This is a genomic window from Aureimonas sp. AU20 (assembly GCF_001442755.1).
GTDB lineage: Bacteria > Pseudomonadota > Alphaproteobacteria > Rhizobiales > Rhizobiaceae > Aureimonas.
Genome location: NZ_CP006370.1, coordinates 261,017 through 278,684 on the forward strand (window position 1 = coordinate 261,017; position 17,668 = coordinate 278,684).

Consider the following 17,668-nt stretch of genomic DNA (forward strand, 5'->3'; position numbering starts at 1 on the left):
GCTGAGGCGATGGCGATCCTTCCCCGCCTTTATTCCGACAACGATGTCGCGGGCATGCTCTATGCGCCGGGAGACGATCCGGACACCGTTCTCGCGGAGTTCATGCGCCTGTTGCTGGCGGAGGGCTGGGACGTTCTCGGCATCCTTCAGCGGCGCGTGGCGGATGCTCCCTCGAAAAGCCGTTCCGTGGAGTTCGTTCTGGCTCCGGAGATGGAATGGCCGGAAGCCGGAAGCGACGAAGGCCGGTACGAGGGACGCGCGTCCGACAGACTTCCCGAACTCGGACACCGCCTTGCGGGTGCGCTGGATCGAAAGCCCGACCTCATCCTGCTCAACCGCTTCGGCCGCGCCGAGCTCGAGGGCGGCGGACTGGTCGAAATCCTGTCCGCCGCCCTCGTCGATATCGTGCCGATCGCCGTGGCCGTTCCGATCGGGCTGCGCGACGCCTGGGTCCGAAGCACCGGTGGGCTGGCGGTCTCCGTGCGCCCGGACGCCCAAAGGCTCCTGCACTGGTGGCGCTCGCTGGGCAACGGACCGCGTTCCCAGGAAACCAAGCGTTCAGGCTGACGCGAACGGGCCTTCCGCGCTCCCCTCCCCACTCCGCGATAGGCCGCTCCCGTTCGGCAAGCGCCGCCGCCGCCGACTCGTCTCAGAAGGCGCGGGCGAGGAGCTTCAGGAAACCTTCCGCGAACACGGCCGGACCGATGCGGAAACTGGGGGCGGCAGTCGATCTCGGCAATACAACCATAGAAAGAAAGCCGCCAAGGGCGTGTTCGACTTCGTTTGTTGGCAGGCTTTAAAAATTGACAGGCAGACTATGCATGAACTGCATTTAAGTGTTCTTATAAAGTCAACCGTCGTCGCCTCGAGTTGGCACGCTTCCTGCTGAGGTCGTTCCGACGTGTCGATGGGTGTGGGGCTTCAGACCTCGCCGATCGGGTGCTGAACTCTTGTTCGCCGGCCCCGTGGCCGGAACCGGGTAGGAAGGCGTGCGATGCGAATGAGCTATTCCACCAACCAGAGCCCAGGCGGCCAGCGCAAGCAGTTCTGGCAGGACGCGGTTTCGCGGACCTACTTCCCGCTCGACATCCAATTCCGCAACGCGCAGGAGTTCGCGGGCGATCTCGACTTCTGGTCGCTCGGCCAGGTCTCGATCTCGCGCAACCATTGCGACGGGCTGCTCTATCGGCGGCGGGAGCGCCATCTCGTGTCGGAGCGCGAGGAAAGCTATCTCATCACCGTGCCGGACATCGCCGAGATCCGCTTTTCGCAGGACAATCAGGACGTGACCTGCCGACCCGGGCAGTTCCTGATCGAGCGCAGCCACCTGCCCTATGAGTTCAGCCACCGCGAGCGCGCCGCGCTCTGGGTGATGAAGGTGCCGAGCGCACTGCTTCGTTCGCGCATCGCGCGGCCCGAGCGGCTGGCGACCCTTCAGTTCGACGCCAGCCGCAGCGTCGGCGCCCTGTTCGTGGACATGGTGCGCATGACGGCGCCACGTCTGGACGAGATGGACGAGGCGGCGCGCGACCGCATGGGCGGCCATCTCGTGGATCTCCTGGCCATGGCGGTGGAGGCCGACCAGCGCGTCCTGTCGGGCTCGCGCTCATCGGTGCGCAACGCCCATCTTCACCGCGCCGAGCATTTCATCCGCGCGCGCCTTCGCGAAACCGACTTGTCGCCGCAGCGCATCGCGGAGGGCTGCGGCATATCCTTGCGCTACCTCCACCAGCTCTTCGAGGCCGAGGGCACCACGGTCTGCGCCCATATCCGCACCCAGCGCCTTCTGATGTGCGACTCGCTCCTGAAGGATCCGCAGAACCATCGCCGCGCCATTTCCGAGATCGCCTACGAGTGGGGCTTCGGCGATCAGGCGCAGTTCAGCCGGAACTACCGTGCCCAGTTCGGCCGAAGCCCAAGCGAGACCCGCGCCGCCGCGCGCGGGTGATCATCGATAGTGCAACGCACAAAGGCGCCTAAGACTTGGGCGGCGAGTGCGCGCCGGCGCAAGGATTGATGCGCTGGCCGACAAGAGCGGCCCGGCGAAAGCCTCTTTAATCCCCCGGCAACCTTTCGAAAATCACCGACCGTCCTTGTGAGAACGGGCGAGGATCGCATCGATCCCTCGCGCCGCCGGGCACTCTCGTGCCGACAAGCCCGGTCGAAGCATGGGATGTGCCGCCTTGCAGAATCTTCGCGTCGCCGTCGATGTCGGCGGCACCTTCACCGACATCTGCATCATGGACGAGGACACCGGCCTCATCCGCATCGAGAAGACGTCCTCCACCAAGGACCCGATCGAGGGAATCCTCGCCGGTGTCGGCAAGGCGGGGATCGACCTGTCCAAGGTCGCCCTGTTCAGCCACGGCACCACGGTCGCCACCAACGCGCTGATCACGCGCCGTCTGCCGCGCACCGCCATGGTGTGCAGCGCCGGCTTTCGCGACGTGCTCGAAATCCGCCGCGCCAACAAGGAAGACCTTTGGGACGTCTACAAGGACGTCGTGAAACCCTATATCCCGCGCCGCGACCGGCTGACGGTGCCTGAGCGCGTCGATTCCGCCGGCAAGGTGGTCGAGCCGCTGGACGAGGCGGCCGCGCGCGATGTCGCGCGCATTCTCAAGAAGCGCGGCGTCGAGGCCATCGCCGTCTGCTTCATGAACGCCTATCTCAACGGCGAGCCGGAACGGCGCATGCGCGAGATCCTGCTGGAGGCCATGCCGGACGTGCCGGTGTCGATCTCCTCGCAGGTCCTGCCCGAGATCTTCGAGCACGAGCGCTTCTCGACCACCGTCGCCAACGCCGCCCTTTCGCCGGTCGTCGTCAGCTACACGACGCGCCTGGGCGAGCGCTTGGCGACGGAGGGCTACACCCGCGATCTCCTCCTCCTGCACACCGGCGGCGGCGTGATGACGCCGGCCAGCGTCAAGGATTTCGCCGCGCGGCTCGCGGGCTCCGGCATCGCGGCGGGCGCTATCGCCTCGCGCCACATCGCCTCGCTCTGCGGCTATCCCAACTCGATCGGCCTCGACATGGGCGGCACGTCCACGGACGTCTCGCTCGCCTACGAGGGCCAGTCGCGCGTCACCAAGGACTGGTTCATCGAGTTCGGCTATCCCATCCGCTTCTCCTCGATCGAGGTGCTGACCATCGGCGCGGGCGGCGGCTCGCTCGCCTGGACCGACGAGGCGGGAAGCTTACGCAACGGACCGCAGTCGGCAGGCGCCTTTCCCGGCCCCGCCTGCTACGGCAACGGCAACCGCCAGCCCACCAACACCGACGCCAACGTCACGCTCGGGCGCCTCGGCACGAGCCTTGCCGGCGGCAAGGTGCAGCTCGACGCCTCGCTCGCCCGCCAGGCCGTCGAAGAAGGCGTCGGCAAGCCCTTCGGCCTCTCGGCCGAGGCGGCGTCCGACGCGATCCTGCGCGTGGCCAACGCCAACATGTCGGACGCCGTGCGCCTGATCTCGATCAGCCGCGGCTACGACCCCCGCGACTTCGCCCTCGTCGCCTTCGGCGGGGCCGGCGCGCTGCACGGGGTGGATGTCGCGCGCGAGCTCGCCATTCCCGCCGTGATCGTGCCGCCCAATCCCGGCGTCACCTCGGCGCTCGGCTGTCTCCTCGTCGACATGCAGCACGACTTCTCCGAGAACTGCATGGTGGAGGGCACGGAGGCCGAGCCCGCCGACATCGAGGCCCGCTTTGCCCGCATCGAGCGCGAGGCGCTGGACCGGCTGACGCACGAGGGCGTGGCGACAAGCGATATCGTGCTCCAGCGCTCGATCGACATGATGTATCGCGGCCAGTGGCGCTCGCTCGCCGTCTCGGTGCCGAGCCCGATCACCTCGATCGAGGCGCTGGTCGCCGACTTCCACCGCGAGCACCAGCGCGAATACAATTTCCGCCGCGACGACGCGCCGGTCAGCTTCTTCCGCGTCAACGTCAAGGCGATCGGCGTCGTGCCGAAGGCCGAACTCGCCGTCCACGAGCCGACGGGTGTAACCCCAGATCCCGTTTCGCGCCGCACGGTCTGGTTCGACAACGCGCCCCACGACACGCCGGTCTACAGCCGCGACGACCTGCCCTGCGGCTTCTCCTTCCGGGGGCCGGCGATCGTCGGACAGGTGGACTCCACCGTGGTCGTGCCGCCCGGCTCGCTCGCCGAGGTCGACAAATATCTGAACATCATCATCCGCGTGAAGGGCTGAACGAGATGGCCAGCGAACAGACGCTCGACCCCGTGACCTTCGAGGTCCTCAAGAATTCCTTCATCACCAGCGTCGACCAGATGGGCGAGCAGGTGCTGCGGACCTGCTATTCCTTCGTGATCTACAACCACGACTTCTCCTCCGCGCTGCACGACGCCGACGGCGAGTGCGCCGCCCAGGGCAACCAGGACATCGCCGTCCACGTCGGCACCCTGCATTTCACATGCAAGGACGTGATGCGCGCCTTCGAGGGTGACATGCATGACGGCGACGTCTTCGCCATCAACGATCCCTATGCCGGCGGCACGCACTTTTCCGACGTGCGCCTGATCCGGCCGATCTTCTCGAACGGCGAGATCATCGCCTTCGCGCAGTCCAACGGCCACTGGTCGGACATGGGCGGCTCGGTGCCCGGCTCCTTCGACGTGACGGCGCGCGACATGTTCCGCGAGGGCCTGCGCATCACGCCGGTGCGGCTCTACGACAAGGGCGTGTTCCGGCGCGATGTGGCCAACATGATCGCCTCCAACACGCGCGATCCCGCCTCGATCCTCGGCGACATCCAGGCGCAGGCCGAGGGGACGGCCGTCTGCGCCCGCGAGATTTTGCGCCTCGTCGAGAAATACGGCCGCGACACGGTGAAGACGGGTCTTGCCGAAGTGCAGGACTATGTCGAGCGTGCCGTGCGCCAGCGCATCGCGGCGCTGCCCGACGGCACCTGGGAAACGGTGGACTATATCGACCGCGACCCGGCGGGGGGCGAGGGCATGATCCCGATCCGCATCAAGATGACGATCCGGGGCGACAAGGCCTATTACGACTTCACCGGCAGCCACCCCACCATCGCCTCGATCTACAACTCGGCCTTCGGCGCGACCTTCTCGGCGGTCGCGGCGGGCATGAAGACCTTCTTCCCCGACCTGCCGCTGAATTCCGGCTTCTACCGCGCCTTCGAACTGACGGTGCCGGAAGGCTCGATCGTGGACGCCAAGTGGCCCGTCGCGGTGACGGGCTTCCTGATGCCCTTCGAGAAGATCATGAACTCGATCTACGAGATGTGGTCGGAGCTGATGCCCGAGCGCGCGCTCGCCTGCACCTTCAACCTCGAATATCTCCTCACCGGCGGGCGCGACGCGCGGTCCTCCGACAAGCCGATCTTCATGTTCTACGACTGGCTGCCCGGCGGCTGGGGCGGGCGCAACGGCAAGGACGGCGCCAATGCCACGACCTCGTGCTTCGGCACCGGCATGATGGCCCAGCCCATCGAGGGGCAGGAGCGCACGACGCCGATCCTGATGACCGAGTGCGAGATGCAGCGCGATTCCGGCGGCCCCGGCGAGTGGCGCGGGGGCGTCGGCGTCCTCAAGGGTTCGCGCATGCTCCAGTCGGAGGAGACCGTGATCTCCTATATCTGCGACCGCGAGCGGGCGATCGTCTGGGGCATCGAAGGGGGCCTGCCCTCGAGCCCGCACGGGCTGACGCTGAAGCGCGTCGGCACGGACGAGACGGTGCGCCTCGGCACGATCTTCTCCGACGTCTCGCTGAAGGAAGGCGACCATTTCTGGCGGCCGACGGGCGGGGGCGGCGGCTTCGGCGATCCGTTGAAGCGCGGCCCGGCCCATGTCCTCGAGGATGTCGCCGACGACTACGTCTCGGTGGAGCGCGCCGCCAAGGACTATGGCGTCGTGATCAGGACGATCGACGCCGAGCTCTGCGAGTACGAGGTCGACGAGGCGGCGACGCGGGCGCTGCGCGCCGAGATCGCGAGCGAGCGCACCGGCTGGGCCCGCACCGATCCCGAAACGGTGGCCGAGCGGTTCCGGGCCGGCGAGATCGACATGCTCGACGTGATCCGCCGCCATGCCGTGATCCTCCATTGGGGCACGGGCGAGCTTCTGCCCGAATCCACCCGCCAGTTCCGCGAGAGCTTCGAGCGCCGCTCGGTCGCCAAATGGGCGGCCGCCTGACGAGACCTGCCCAAACGGGCGGGGCCGGTACGCCCCGCTCCCCCTTCCCTCCCAAGCCCAAGGATCGATGCCATGACGTCTTTCGAAGCAATGACGCGCGCCCTCGGCTTCGCGACCTGCCTGTCCCTTGCAGCGGCTCTTCCCGCCTCGGCCGAGGAGAGCTGGTTCCCGATGAAGATCTTCGATTCCTCCTCCGGCACGCCGACCCCGGCCGAATACACGCCGGTCGGCAAGGCCGAGAAGCCCTACAATCTCTGTGTCCTGTTTCCGCACATGAAGGACAGTTTCTGGGTCGCGGTCGCCTACGGCGTCGTGAAACAGGCCGAAGCCGCCAACGTCAACATGACGCTCTACGAGGCCGGCGGCTACGAGAACCTGCCGCGCCAGCTTTCCCAGTTCGACGACTGTCTGGCGAGCGGGGCGGACGCCATCATCGTCGGCGCCATCTCGGGCGCCGGCCTCGCGCAGAAGTTCGACGAGGCCAAGGCCAAGGGCGTGCCGGTGGTCGGCGTCGTCAACCCGGTGCCGATCGAGAAGCTGCCGGCCGCCAACTTCGTCGACTTCGCGGCCATGGGGGGCGTGACCGCCAAGGGTCTCCTCGCCAGCCTCGGGTCCGGCGAGACCGCCAACGTCGTCACCTTTCCCGGCCCCGCCGGCTCGGGCTGGGCGGAAAGCTTCAACGAGGGTTTCAAGAAGGAGGTCGCCGGCAACGCGAACGTCAAGATCCTCGACGAGAAGTTCGGCGATAGCGGCGTCGCGGTCCAGCTCCAGCTGATCCAGGACGCGCTCCAGACCTATCCCGACATGAACGTCATCTGGGGCACGGCACCGACGGCCGAGGCGGCGGTCGGCGCGGTGGCCGAAGCCGGCCGCACCGACATGAAGATCATCTCCTCCTACGAGAACCAGGCGATGCTCGACGCGCTCAACCGCGGCGACATCCTCGCCTTCGCCACCCAGTATCCTGTGGGCGAAGGGGCGATCGGCATCGACCAGGCGATCCGCCTCATCGAGAAGAAGCCGGTGGTCAAGCTCGTTCAGCCCGAAGCGGCCGTGATCGACAAGACGACAGTGCCGAACGTCAAGATGGATCTCGTCCTGGCGCCCGCCGACTGGACCCCGGTCTACTCGGTCAAGGCCAAGTAGTCGTCTGCGCGGCATGGAGATCGGCATGGAGCATCCCCACGGGCAGGCCGGAGAAACGGAGCCGCTGCTCCGCCTCGCCGGCATCACCAAGCGCTTCACGGGCGTCCTCGCCCTCGACGGCGTCGATCTCGACGTGCGCGCGGGCGAACTCCATGTCCTTTTCGGCGAGAACGGGGCCGGCAAGTCGACGCTGATCAACGTCATCTCCGGCACCTTTGCGCCCGACGCCGGCTCCTTCCGCTTCGGGGCCGAGGAGATCGGCCGCCTGTCGCCGCACCGGGCGCGCCAGATCGGCATCAGCCCGGTGTTTCAGGAATTCTCGCTGGTGCCGAGCCTGACGGTCGAGGAGAACCTCTTTCTCGGCCGCGAGGCCTCGGTCGGCGGCGTCCTCCGGGCGGGCGCCATGCGCCGGCGCGCGCGCGAACTGATCGCCGAGCTCGGCTTCGACCTCGATCCGGTCGCCCGGGTGGACGATCTGTCGCGCGCCCACCAGCAGATGACCGAGATCGCGAAAGCCCTCCTCGGCAAGGTCCGCCTCCTGATCCTCGACGAGCCCACCGCCTCGCTCACCGAGCGCGAGACGGGGCGTCTCTTCGAGCTGATCGCGCGCCTGAAGCGCGAAGGCGTCGGCATCATCTACGTCTCGCACCGCATGCGCGAGATCCGCGCGCTCGCCGACCGCGTCACGGTGCTGCGCGACGGGCGCCACATCCGCACCCTCGACGCCGCCACGGCGACCGATGGCGAGCTGGTCGAGCTGATGACGGGCCGGCGCATCGACGTCCTGTTTCCGCAGATCACCCACACGCCCGGCCCCGTCGCGCTCGACGTCGAGAACCTGTCGACCGCGGACGGGACGGTCGCGGGCGTGAACTTCCATGCCCGCGCCGGCGAGATCACCGGCATCGCCGGTCTCGTCGGCTGCGGCAAGTCCGAGCTGGTGCGCGCGGTCTACGGGCTGGAGCCGATCGCGGGCGGGCGCATCCGCCTCCACGGCACGCCCTACGAGGCCCCCTCGCCGCGCGAGACCCTGCGCCGGGGCGCCGCCTATTTTCCGGCCAATCGCGTCACGGAGGGCCTCGCCCTGTCTCGGCCGATCCGCGAGAACGCGTCCATGACGGCGCTCGACCTGCCCCGCTTCGCGCGCGCCGGCATCCTCAAGGCCAAGGCCGAGCGCGCGCTCGTCGCCCCGATCATGGAGCGGCTGAAGCTTCGCCCACCGAACATCGAGCGCGCGGTCGGCAACCTGTCGGGCGGCAACCGGCAGAAGGTCATGCTCGGCCGCGCGCTGACGCGCGACCTCACGGTCTTTCTGTTCGACGAGCCGAGCGTCGGCATCGACGTCGGCGCCAAGCTCGAGGTCTACGACTTCATGAAGCGCCTGGTGGAAGGGGGCGCCGCCGTGGTCGTGGTCTCTTCCGAGCTGCCGGAGGTGCTGGCCCTGTCCAATCGCCTCTACGTCATGCACCACGGGCGGATCGCGGCCGAGCTGACGGGCACGGAGAAGACCGAGACCAACGTCCTCGCGAGCTTCTTCCGCGACGAGCGCGCGGGAGCGGCCGCATGAGCGTGCTCGCCGTCCGCCGCCCGCGCGGCCTGTCGCTGCGCGTCGGCATGCTGCCGATCGCGCTTCTCCTGCTCGTCGTCGTCATGTCGCTGGTCTCGCCGCAGTTCTATGGGCCGGCCAACGTCCTCAATATCCTGCGCAACGCGTCCTTCCTGACGATCGTGGCGCTCGGTCAGGCCATCGTCATCATTGCCGGCGGCTTCGACCTGTCGGTCGGCGCCGTGGTGGCGCTGGCGAGCGTCGTCACCGCCAAGGTCATGGGCTGGGCGGGGGGCGTCTTTCCCGGCAACGACGCGCTGATCGTCGCGATCGGCCTGGCGGCGGGCCTCGGCTCAGGGCTAGCGGTCGGCCTCGTCAACGGGTTCTGCGTGTCGCGCCTCAAAGTGTCGGGCTTCGTTGTCACGCTCGGCACCATGTCGGCGGCCGCCGGCGTCGGATTGATGATCACCAGCGGCATCCCGGTCTATGGCATGCCCGACGGCTTCGTGAAGGGTTTCGGCCGGGGCCAGGCCTTCGGCCTGCCCTACGCCGTCACCATCGCGCTCGCCCTGGTCCTCGTCATGGTCTTCGTGCAGAGGAGCACCCTCTTCGGGCGCTATGTCCATGCCATCGGCGGCAATGCCGATGCGGCCGTCGTGTCGGGCGTCTCGATCGGGCGCCATGTCGTCGGCACCTATGTCCTGTCGGGCGTCTTCGCGGCGGGTGCGGGCATCCTCTACACCGCCCTCGTCGGCTCCGGCCAGGCGAGCTTCGGCGGCGACCGGATGATGCTTCAGTCGATCGCGGCGGCCGTGATCGGCGGCGTGTCCCTGCGGGGCGGCGTCGGCCGGGTCGAGATCGTCGCCCTGTCCGCCCTGTTCCTGACGACGCTCGGCAACGCGCTCAACCTCCTCCATGTCGACGCCCGCCTCCAGCCGGTGTTCCTGGGCGCCATCATGGTCGCGGCGGTGGCGATCGAGGAACTGGGAAGACGGAGAAAGCCGCGTGTCTGACGCCACGAACTCGCCCGCCCTCGCCGCGCTTCCCGCATCGGACGCACCGACCGTCCGCCAGCGGCTCTGGCGATGGGCCCTGCCGATCGCCCTCGTTCTCCTGCTCCTCGGCTTCTCGGCGGTGGACGCGCGGGTGCTCAGCCCCGCCAACCTCCTCAACGTCGCCCAGCAGACGAGCTATCTCGCGCTCTTCGCCATGGCGCAGACGGTGGTGATCCTGACGCGCGGCTTCGACCTGTCGCTGGGCCCCACGGTCTCGGTGGTCTCGGTCGCCTCCGCCATGGCGCTGGCGGCGGCCGGGGGTGCGGGCCTGTCGCCGGTCGCCGTTCTGTTCCTCGGCCTTCTCGCAGGGCTCGCGATCGGTCTGGCCGTCGGTGCCTTCAACGGCGTCGTCGTGGCGCTTCTGGGCGTCAGCCCCTTCGTCGCGACGCTGGGCTCCTACAACATCGCCATCGGTGTCGCGACCACGATCTCGGGCGGCCGGCCGGTCCAGGGCGTGCCGGACCTGTTCTCCGACCTCCTTTATCGCGGCAGCGTGTTCGGCGTGCCGGCCGCGATCGCGATCGCCGTCCTCGCCGCCGTCCTCCTGCATCTCGCCCTGACGCGCACCGTGTTCGGCCGCTCGCTCTATCTCGTGGGCACCAACCCGCGCGCGGCCGGCGTCGCCGGCCTGCCGGTCAAGCGCGTTCTCGCCCTCGCCTATCTCCTGTGCTCGGGGCTTGCCGCGCTGGGCGCCCTGATGATGACGGCGCGCACGGGCTCGGGCGAGCCCAATCTCGGCGGCTCGCTCTCGCTCCAGGCGATCGCCGCGGCCGTGGTCGGCGGCACCAGCCTTGCCGGCGGGCGCGGCGGCGTCGGCACGGCGGTGCTCGGCGCGCTCTTCGTCACCATCCTGTCGAACGGCATGAACCTCGCGCGCATCGACGGCTACGTGCAGATGGTGGTGCTTGGGGCGATCGTGATCCTCGGCGTGGTGCTGGATCGGGCGCGCCTGTCGGGGCGCTGACCCGGGAAGGCGTTTTCGGTTTTTCCGATAAGCCATTCAAGGAAGTCGTATTTCACAAAGGCGGTGCGGCCGGGGCAAAGTCGGAACCGCATCGACATCGAAGCAGGCGGGAAGGGCTGAGCCATGTTGGACACGCCGCAGCGGCATGTCGTCTTCGCCGAAAGTCTGGACGTCGCGATCGAGGCGCTGGCGGGAGGGGCGAGCGTCCTGGCCGGCGGAACCTGGATGATGCGGGCCGAGCGGCGCGGCGAACCCTTGCCCGCCTCGGTGGTGCTTCTCGATCGGATTCCCGCTTTGTCCGAGGTGGTGGTGACCGACACGGCCGTCACCCTCGGCGCCGGCCTGACCCATGTCGCCGTGGCGAACGCCCTGAAGGGTCTCGCCGGCTTGCAGGGCATCGTGACGGCCGCCTCAAGCGCCGCCAACCCCGCCATCCGCCACGCCGCGACGCTGGGCGGCAATCTCGCGGCTTCCGATTTTGCGGCCGCCGACCTCGCGCCGGCGCTGCTGGTCCAGGGCGCCGAGGTGGAACTCGCTGCCCGAGGCGGCAGCGACCGCATGCCTCTCGACGCTTTTCTCGCGGAACGGCGGACGCGCCTTCGAAGCGCCATTCTCGTTCGCGTCCACCTGCCGCGCGAGGCGGTCGCCAGCGCCCATGCGCGCCTGCCGCTACGGAAGGCCGGCGACTATCCGGTGGCGATCGTCTCGCTGGCGCGTCTGCCGAGCGGCGCCCTTCGCGTCGCGGTCGGATCGGTGGAACCCGTCGCCCGCCGCTGGACGGCGCTGGAAGCGGCGATCGGCACGCGGCTGATATCGCCCGACGAGGCCGCCCGCCTGGCCTTGGCCCATATGGATTTCGAGGGGCGCGACGGGGTGGAGGCCGACGGCTGGTATCGCGTCACGGTCCTGCCCGCGCTGGTGAAGCGTGCGATGGAAGATCTGGAGGCGAGGGCATGAGCGTGCGTTTCGAGCTGAACGGCGAGCCTTGCGGCTTTGCCGGCGACCCCCTGACCCCGCTGGTCGATATCCTGCGCCGCGAGCGCTTCCTGACGGGCACCAAGGCCGTGTGCCGGGAGGGCTTCTGCGGCGCCTGCACCGTCCATGTGGACGGCGAAGCCCGCATGTCCTGCCTCCTGCCGATCGCCAGCGTGGCGGGGCGACGCGTCCTCACGATCGAAGGCCTCGCTCCGCCGGGGGCGCCCCATCCCCTCCAGGTCGCCTTCGAGGCCGCCGATGTCGTCCAGTGCGGCATGTGCTTTCCCGGCATGGTCATGAGCCTGTCGGCCGCTTTCCGCGACCGGGCGCCGGAGAGCCGCGCCGAGGTCAAGGCGGCGATGACCGGGAACATCTGCCGCTGCACCGGCTACGAGCGCATCGTCGATGCGGTGCTCGCCGGCCTCGCGGCGGAGCGCGCCTCAGCCACGGAATCGGGCGATGTCTGATCCCGCCGCCGTCATGAACCTGCCGCGACGCGACGCGGGCGACAAGCTGCGCGGGCGCACGAAATACACGATCGACCGCGTGCGGCCGGACACGCTCCACGCAGCCCTGCTGCGCGCCGAGGTGCCGGCGGGCCGGATCGTCCGGCTCGACGTTTCGGCCGCTCTTGCGATGCCCGGCGTGCGCGCCGTCGCCACGGGGCGCGACGCGCCGGGCCTTTACGGCATCGGCATCGCCGATCATCCGCTTCTGGCCGTCGATGCGATCCGCTACCACGGCGAGCCGATCGCCGCCGTTGCCGCCGAAACGCCGGAGGCGGCCCGCGCGGCGATGAGGGCGATCGTCCTTGAGATCGAGCCGCTTGTCCCTGTCCTGACCATGGCCGAGGCCCTGGCCCCCGGCGCGCCGCTCGTCCACGAGCACTGGCGCGACTACGACGTGCTGACGGAAGGCGCGGCACGCTCGGGCAACGTCGCCTGGGAGGCCCGCACCAGCCGGGGCGATGTCGAGGCGGCTTTCGCGCGGGGCGACGTGAAGGTGATCGTAAGCCGCTTCGTGGTGGGGCGGCAGAGCCACGTTCCCTTCGAGCCGCGCGTGGCGATCGGCGCCTGGGAGGACGGGCGCGCCCATATCCAGACCTCGACGCAGGTGCCCTGGACCGTGCGCGGCGTCACCGGCCGGGCGCTGGGCCTCGCGCCCGGTCAGGTGCGTGTCACCGTTCCCCCCGTCGGCGGCGGCTTCGGGCTGAAGTTCGACGCGACCATCGAGCCGATCACGGCGCTTCTGGCGAGGATGAGCGGGCGCAGCGTCGTCCTTGAGAATTCGCGGCAGGAGGAGATGGCGACGTGCCTGTGCCGCGAGAACGCCGAGATCGTGATCCGCTCGGCGGTGACGGCGGACGGCGAGATCGTCGGTCGCGAGGCCGTGGTGCTGATGGACTGCGGCGCCTATGGCGGCGAACAGGTGTTCCTGACCACGATGACGGCGCACACGCTCGGCGGCAACTACCGCGTCGGCGCCATGCGTCTCGTCAGCCGCGCGGTCTACACCAACACCCCGCCCAACGGCGCCTTCCGCGCCTGCAACGGCGTCTACAACACGTTCGCCCTGGAGCGGCACACCGACGAGATCTGCGACGCGCTCGGGCTGGACCCCCTCGCCTTCCGCAAGCGCAACGTGGCGGGCGACGGCGATCTCGGCGCCACCGGCCAGCGTTTCGACAGCGACGTCCTCGCCCCCATGATCGACCGGATGGAGGCGCTGCGCGCCAGGACGGGCACGATGGAGGCCGGGGCCGACGGCCGTCTCTACGGCATGGCCACGGTGGTCGGCACCTGGTTCGTCTTCACCGGCCCCTCGGCCGCCACGGTGCACCTGAACGCCGATGGCGGCGCGGTGCTCGTCACCTCCGGCGTCGAGATCGGATCGGGCACCATGGTCCAGGCCCTGCCGCAGATCGTGGCGGGCGAACTCGGCCTCGATCCCGCGAGCGTGGTGGTGCGCGAAGCCGACACGGACGCGGCCGGCCTCGATGTCGGCGTCGGCGGCGGGCGCACCACGGTCTCGATCGGGGCCGCCAGCGTCTCGGCCTGCGTCGAGGTGCGCGAGAAGCTTCTGAAGAGCGCGGCCGAGATGCTTCAGACCCGGCCGGAGGATCTCGTCCTCACCAAGGGCCGCGTCGAGATCGGCGGGCGGCCGGGCTCCGGCACCACGATCGCGGCCGTCGTCCAGCACGCGCACTGGACCACCGGCCCGATCAGCGGCTCGGGCGCGTTCACGGCGGCGGGAACGCCGGCCATGTCCGGCTGCGCCATGGGCCATTTCATCGACGCGCTCGATATTCCCGTCTTCGTGGTGCACGAGGCCGAGGTCGCGGTGGACCCCGATACCGGCCATGTCGAGGTGCTGGCCTATCGCGTGGTGCAGGATGTCGGCCGCGCGCTCAACCCGCGCGCCATTCTCGGCCAGATCCAGGGCGGCGTCGTGCAGGGGCTGGGCTACGCGCTGCACGAGGAGGTGACGATCACGAAGGACGGTCGCATCGCGCAGGACGGTTTCGAGACCTACCGCGTGCCACTGGCGGGCGACGCCGTGCCGGTCGCCGTCGATCTCTTCGAGGGCGCGCCCTCGATCGGGCCGCTCGGCACGAAGGGCGCTGGCGAGGTGCCGATCCTGGGCGTTGGAGCGGCGATCGCCTGCGCGGTCGCGCGCGCCATCGGCAAGCCCGTCCACCGGCTGCCGCTGACGCCGCCCCGCGTGCTTCGCCTTCTCCACGATCGCGAGCCGAAGCCGGAGCTGAACCACATCGCCGCCGACTTCTCGGCCAATATCCTGGCTTGAGAAGCCATCACGGAAAGAGCCTGCCCGACATGGTCACCCTGAACTGCGACATGGGCGAAAGCTACGGCAACTGGCGCTTCGGCGACGACGAGGGGATCATGCCCCGGATCGACTGCGCCAACATCGCCTGCGGCTTTCACGCGTCCGACCCGATGACCATGCTGCGGACGGTTCGCCTCGCGCTCTCGCTCGGCAAGCGCGTCGGCGCCCATCCGTCGTTGCCCGACCGCGAGGGTTTCGGCCGGCGCGAGATGAAGCTCCAGCCCGAAGAGCTCACCGCCGCCTTCCTGTACCAGATCGGGGCGCTCACCGGCATCCTGGCCGCCGAAGGCGGGACGCTGTCGCATGTGAAGCCGCACGGGATCATCTACGGCATGGCCGCGCGCGACATCGAGACCGCGCGGGCCATCGCACGCGCCGTCCAACCCTTCGGCGTGCCGCTCTTCGGCCTGGCGGGAACCGCGCATGAGACGGCGGCGGCGGAACTCGGCGTCGCCTTCGAGGGCGAGTTCTTTCCCGACCTCGCCTATGGGCCGGATGGCGGGCTTCTGATCCCCCGGGTGCAGAGCGAGATCGATCTCGCTCTCGTCGAAAGGCGGATGCGCCGGGCCCTTGCGGAGGGGCAGCTCGAAACGTCGGACGGAACCCTGCGGCCGGTCCGCTTCGAGACCGTCTGCATGCATTCCGATCCGCCCAACGCCCGCGCCGTGGCCGCCGTCCTGCGGGAGGTGATCGATGCGCATGCTTGAGAAATCGAGAGAACGGGTGCGGCCCCGGTGGTCCGATCGGCCGCCGATCCCGTCCGCGCCTTTCCAGACGACGCCGTTCCGCAAGGCGTCGACCTCCATTCCTTGCCTCCAAACCCGGTGACAATCATGGACACGCTTTCCAACTCGCTGGCTGCGGCCGATATCGCCCACACGCTGCACCCGAACACCAACCTGCGCGCGCACGAGACGAACGGCCCGCTGGTCATGGCGCGGGGCGAGGGCATCCGCGTCTATGACGATCGCGGCAAGGAATATATCGAGGGGCTGGCCGGGCTCTGGTCGGTCGGCGTCGGCTTTTCCGAAAAGCGCCTGGCGGACGCGGCCTATCAGCAGATGCTGAAGCTGCCCTACTACCACACGTTCACCTCCAAATCGAACGAGCCCTCGATCCGCCTCGCCGAGAAACTCGCCGAGATGACGCCCGAGCCCCTGACCCGCGCCTTCTTCACCTCCTCCGGCTCGGAGGCCAACGACACGATCGTCAAGATGGTCTGGTATCGCTCGAACGCGATGGGCAAGCCCGAGAAGAAGAAGTTCCTCGCCCGCACCAAGGCCTATCACGGCATCACCATCGCCTCCGGCTCGCTCACGGGCCTGCCCACCAACCATCGCGACTTCGACCTGCCGGCGATCCCGGTGCGCCATCTCACCTGCCCGCATTTCTACCGCTTCGGAATGGAGGGCGAGAGCGAGGCCGAGTTCACCGCCCGGCTTCTGCGCGAGCTCGAGGACGTCATCGCGCAGGAAGGCGCCGAGACGATCGCCGCCTTCATCGGCGAGCCGCTGATGGCGGCGGGCGGCGTCATGCCGCCGCCGGCCGGCTATTGGGAGGGCGTCGAGCGCATCTGCCGGGCCAACGACATCCTCCTCGTCTCGGACGAGGTGATCTGCGGCTTCGGCCGGCTCGGCACGCCCTTCGGCTGCCAGAAATACGGGTTCACGCCCGACATCATGACGCTGTCGAAGCAGATCACCTCCTCCTACATGCCGCTCGCCGCCGTCATGCTGTCGGAGGCGGTCTATGCGCCGATCGCGGACAACTCGGCCCGGCTCGGCGTGTTCGGCCACGGCTTCACCGCGTCCGGCCATCCGGTCGCCACCGCCGTCGCGCTGGAGAACATCGCGATCATCGAGGAGCGTGATCTGATGGGCAACGCGGCGCGGCTGGAACAGCCGTTCCAAGCGGGGCTCCGGAGCTTCGCCGATCACCCGCTGGTGGGCGAGGTGCGGGGCGCGGGGCTGATCGGGGCGCTAGAGCTGGTGGCCGACAAGGCGACGAAGCGCCCCTTCGAGAAGGCCGGCCGGGCCGGACAGATCGCCGCCGCGATCGGCCACGAGGAAGGGCTGATCTTCCGCTCCATCGGCGACCAACTGGCGCTTTGCCCGCCGATGATCGTCACGCAAGAGGATGTCGGCGAGATCATGACCCGCCTCGGCCGCACGTTGGAGCGCCTGACCGGAGCCGTCGCGGCGGAGGGGCTGCTATGACGCGGGCGAAGGCCGAGCCCGTCGTCCACATCGACGACGGGCGGTTCCGCGTCACGGAATGGCGGTTCCAGCCGGGGGCGGAAACCGGGTGGCATATCCACGGGCACGACTACGTCATCGTGCCGCTCACCGACGGAAGGCTGGACCTCGGCCTGCCCGATGGCGGCTCGGCGCAGGCGAGCTTGAGCCAGGGCGTGCCCTATTCCCGGCGCACGGGCGTCGCGCACAACGTCGTCAACGGCGGCGAGGCGCCGCTCGCCTTCCTGGAGGTGGAAGTGGTGGAGAGCGACCTCTCCGCCCGCCGCCTCGCCACGCTCGATCGCTTCCTCGCGGCCTGGAACGGGCGCGATGTCGACACGCTGATGGACTGCATGGCCGAGACCTGCGCCTTCCAAGCGTCCAGCGGGCTTGGTGCGGAGGGCGCCCGGCACGAAGGGCGCGAGGCGGTGCGCGCCGCCTATGCCGCCCTGTTCGAAGCCTTTCCCGAGGCCGCCTGGACACGGGGCAAGCACGTGGTGTCGGGCGACACGGGCCTGTCGTCCTGGCGCTTCGTCGGCACCTCGCGGGATGGGCGCGGGATCGAGGTCGACGGCTGCGACATCTTCGGCTTCGACGGCGATCTGATCGCGCTGAAGGATTCCTATCGCAAGAACCGGAGCTGACGGCCGGCACCGACCATGTCGCAAAGAAGGGCCCGGCCGCACGACGCGGCCGGGCCCTTCTCGTTTTCCGGTAAAGCGAAGC

General features: G+C 69.1%; 14 protein-coding genes. All 14 read left to right on the forward strand.

Annotated elements, in window-relative coordinates; genetic code table 11:
• Window positions 1-9: 9 nt before the first annotated feature.
• Window positions 10-567 carry a DUF2478 domain-containing protein gene (locus M673_RS22200; RefSeq protein ID WP_061978903.1) on the forward strand — a complete coding sequence of 186 codons (558 nt, stop codon included), beginning with the start codon at window positions 10-12 and terminating at the stop codon, window positions 565-567.
• Window positions 568-1,000: 433 nt separating this feature from the next.
• The gene (locus M673_RS22205) at window positions 1,001-1,948 is read left to right on the forward strand and encodes a helix-turn-helix domain-containing protein (protein WP_244493112.1); all 948 of its coding nucleotides are present in this window, start codon (window positions 1,001-1,003) and stop codon (window positions 1,946-1,948) included.
• 235 nt (window positions 1,949-2,183) lie between these two features.
• A complete protein-coding gene (locus M673_RS22210; protein WP_061978905.1) occupies window positions 2,184-4,208 on the forward strand; it encodes a hydantoinase/oxoprolinase family protein in 2,025 nt (674 codons plus the stop codon).
• A gap of 5 nt (window positions 4,209-4,213) precedes the next feature.
• Complete coding sequence (locus M673_RS22215; protein WP_061978906.1) at window positions 4,214-6,175, forward strand: hydantoinase B/oxoprolinase family protein; 1,962 nt, start codon at window positions 4,214-4,216, stop codon at window positions 6,173-6,175.
• Between the two features lie 72 nt (window positions 6,176-6,247).
• Window positions 6,248-7,321 (forward strand): TMAO reductase system periplasmic protein TorT, encoded by a 1,074-nt coding sequence (gene torT, locus M673_RS22220; protein WP_082640032.1) that lies wholly within the window; start codon window positions 6,248-6,250, stop codon window positions 7,319-7,321.
• A 25-nt stretch (window positions 7,322-7,346) separates the two neighbouring features.
• Window positions 7,347-8,888, forward strand: a complete 1,542-nt coding sequence (locus M673_RS22225; protein ID WP_148640226.1) for a sugar ABC transporter ATP-binding protein — start codon at window positions 7,347-7,349, stop codon at window positions 8,886-8,888.
• A complete protein-coding gene (locus M673_RS22230; RefSeq protein WP_061978908.1) occupies window positions 8,885-9,880 on the forward strand; it encodes an ABC transporter permease in 996 nt (331 codons plus the stop codon). The genes M673_RS22225 and M673_RS22230 overlap by 4 nt, the downstream gene beginning before the upstream one ends.
• Window positions 9,873-10,886 (forward strand): ABC transporter permease, encoded by a 1,014-nt coding sequence (locus tag M673_RS22235; RefSeq protein ID WP_061978909.1) that lies wholly within the window; start codon window positions 9,873-9,875, stop codon window positions 10,884-10,886. Before M673_RS22230 ends, M673_RS22235 begins: the two co-directional genes overlap by 8 nt.
• A gap of 123 nt (window positions 10,887-11,009) precedes the next feature.
• Complete coding sequence (locus tag M673_RS22240; protein ID WP_061978910.1) at window positions 11,010-11,843, forward strand: FAD binding domain-containing protein; 834 nt, start codon at window positions 11,010-11,012, stop codon at window positions 11,841-11,843.
• Window positions 11,840-12,328 carry a (2Fe-2S)-binding protein gene (locus M673_RS22245; RefSeq protein ID WP_061978911.1) on the forward strand — a complete coding sequence of 163 codons (489 nt, stop codon included), beginning with the start codon at window positions 11,840-11,842 and terminating at the stop codon, window positions 12,326-12,328. The genes M673_RS22240 and M673_RS22245 overlap by 4 nt, the downstream gene beginning before the upstream one ends.
• Window positions 12,321-14,666 (forward strand): xanthine dehydrogenase family protein molybdopterin-binding subunit, encoded by a 2,346-nt coding sequence (locus tag M673_RS22250; protein ID WP_061978912.1) that lies wholly within the window; start codon window positions 12,321-12,323, stop codon window positions 14,664-14,666. Before M673_RS22245 ends, M673_RS22250 begins: the two co-directional genes overlap by 8 nt.
• Before the next feature lie 29 nt (window positions 14,667-14,695).
• Window positions 14,696-15,415, forward strand: a complete 720-nt coding sequence (pxpA, locus tag M673_RS22255) for a 5-oxoprolinase subunit PxpA (RefSeq protein ID WP_061978913.1) — start codon at window positions 14,696-14,698, stop codon at window positions 15,413-15,415.
• A gap of 126 nt (window positions 15,416-15,541) precedes the next feature.
• Window positions 15,542-16,924 (forward strand): aspartate aminotransferase family protein, encoded by a 1,383-nt coding sequence (locus M673_RS22260; RefSeq protein WP_061978978.1) that lies wholly within the window; start codon window positions 15,542-15,544, stop codon window positions 16,922-16,924.
• Window positions 16,921-17,586, forward strand: a complete 666-nt coding sequence (locus M673_RS25175; protein ID WP_061978914.1) for a nuclear transport factor 2 family protein — start codon at window positions 16,921-16,923, stop codon at window positions 17,584-17,586. The genes M673_RS22260 and M673_RS25175 overlap by 4 nt, the downstream gene beginning before the upstream one ends.
• The last annotated feature ends 82 nt before the right edge of the window (window positions 17,587-17,668 follow it).

Coding starts and splice junctions, on each gene's coding strand:
- torT (WP_082640032.1), top strand. CDS start 6,248: ATGACGTCTTTCGAAGCAATGACGCGCGCCCTCGGCTTCGCGACCTGC.
- pxpA (WP_061978913.1), top strand. CDS start 14,696: ATGGTCACCCTGAACTGCGACATGGGCGAAAGCTACGGCAACTGGCGC.
- M673_RS22240 (WP_061978910.1), top strand. CDS start 11,010: ATGTTGGACACGCCGCAGCGGCATGTCGTCTTCGCCGAAAGTCTGGAC.
- M673_RS22250 (WP_061978912.1), top strand. CDS start 12,321: ATGTCTGATCCCGCCGCCGTCATGAACCTGCCGCGACGCGACGCGGGC.
- M673_RS22245 (WP_061978911.1), top strand. CDS start 11,840: ATGAGCGTGCGTTTCGAGCTGAACGGCGAGCCTTGCGGCTTTGCCGGC.
- M673_RS22205 (WP_244493112.1), top strand. CDS start 1,001: ATGAGCTATTCCACCAACCAGAGCCCAGGCGGCCAGCGCAAGCAGTTC.
- M673_RS22215 (WP_061978906.1), top strand. CDS start 4,214: ATGGCCAGCGAACAGACGCTCGACCCCGTGACCTTCGAGGTCCTCAAG.
- M673_RS22260 (WP_061978978.1), top strand. CDS start 15,542: ATGGACACGCTTTCCAACTCGCTGGCTGCGGCCGATATCGCCCACACG.
- M673_RS22225 (WP_148640226.1), top strand. CDS start 7,347: ATGGAGCATCCCCACGGGCAGGCCGGAGAAACGGAGCCGCTGCTCCGC.
- M673_RS25175 (WP_061978914.1), top strand. CDS start 16,921: ATGACGCGGGCGAAGGCCGAGCCCGTCGTCCACATCGACGACGGGCGG.
- M673_RS22230 (WP_061978908.1), top strand. CDS start 8,885: ATGAGCGTGCTCGCCGTCCGCCGCCCGCGCGGCCTGTCGCTGCGCGTC.
- M673_RS22200 (WP_061978903.1), top strand. CDS start 10: ATGGCGATCCTTCCCCGCCTTTATTCCGACAACGATGTCGCGGGCATG.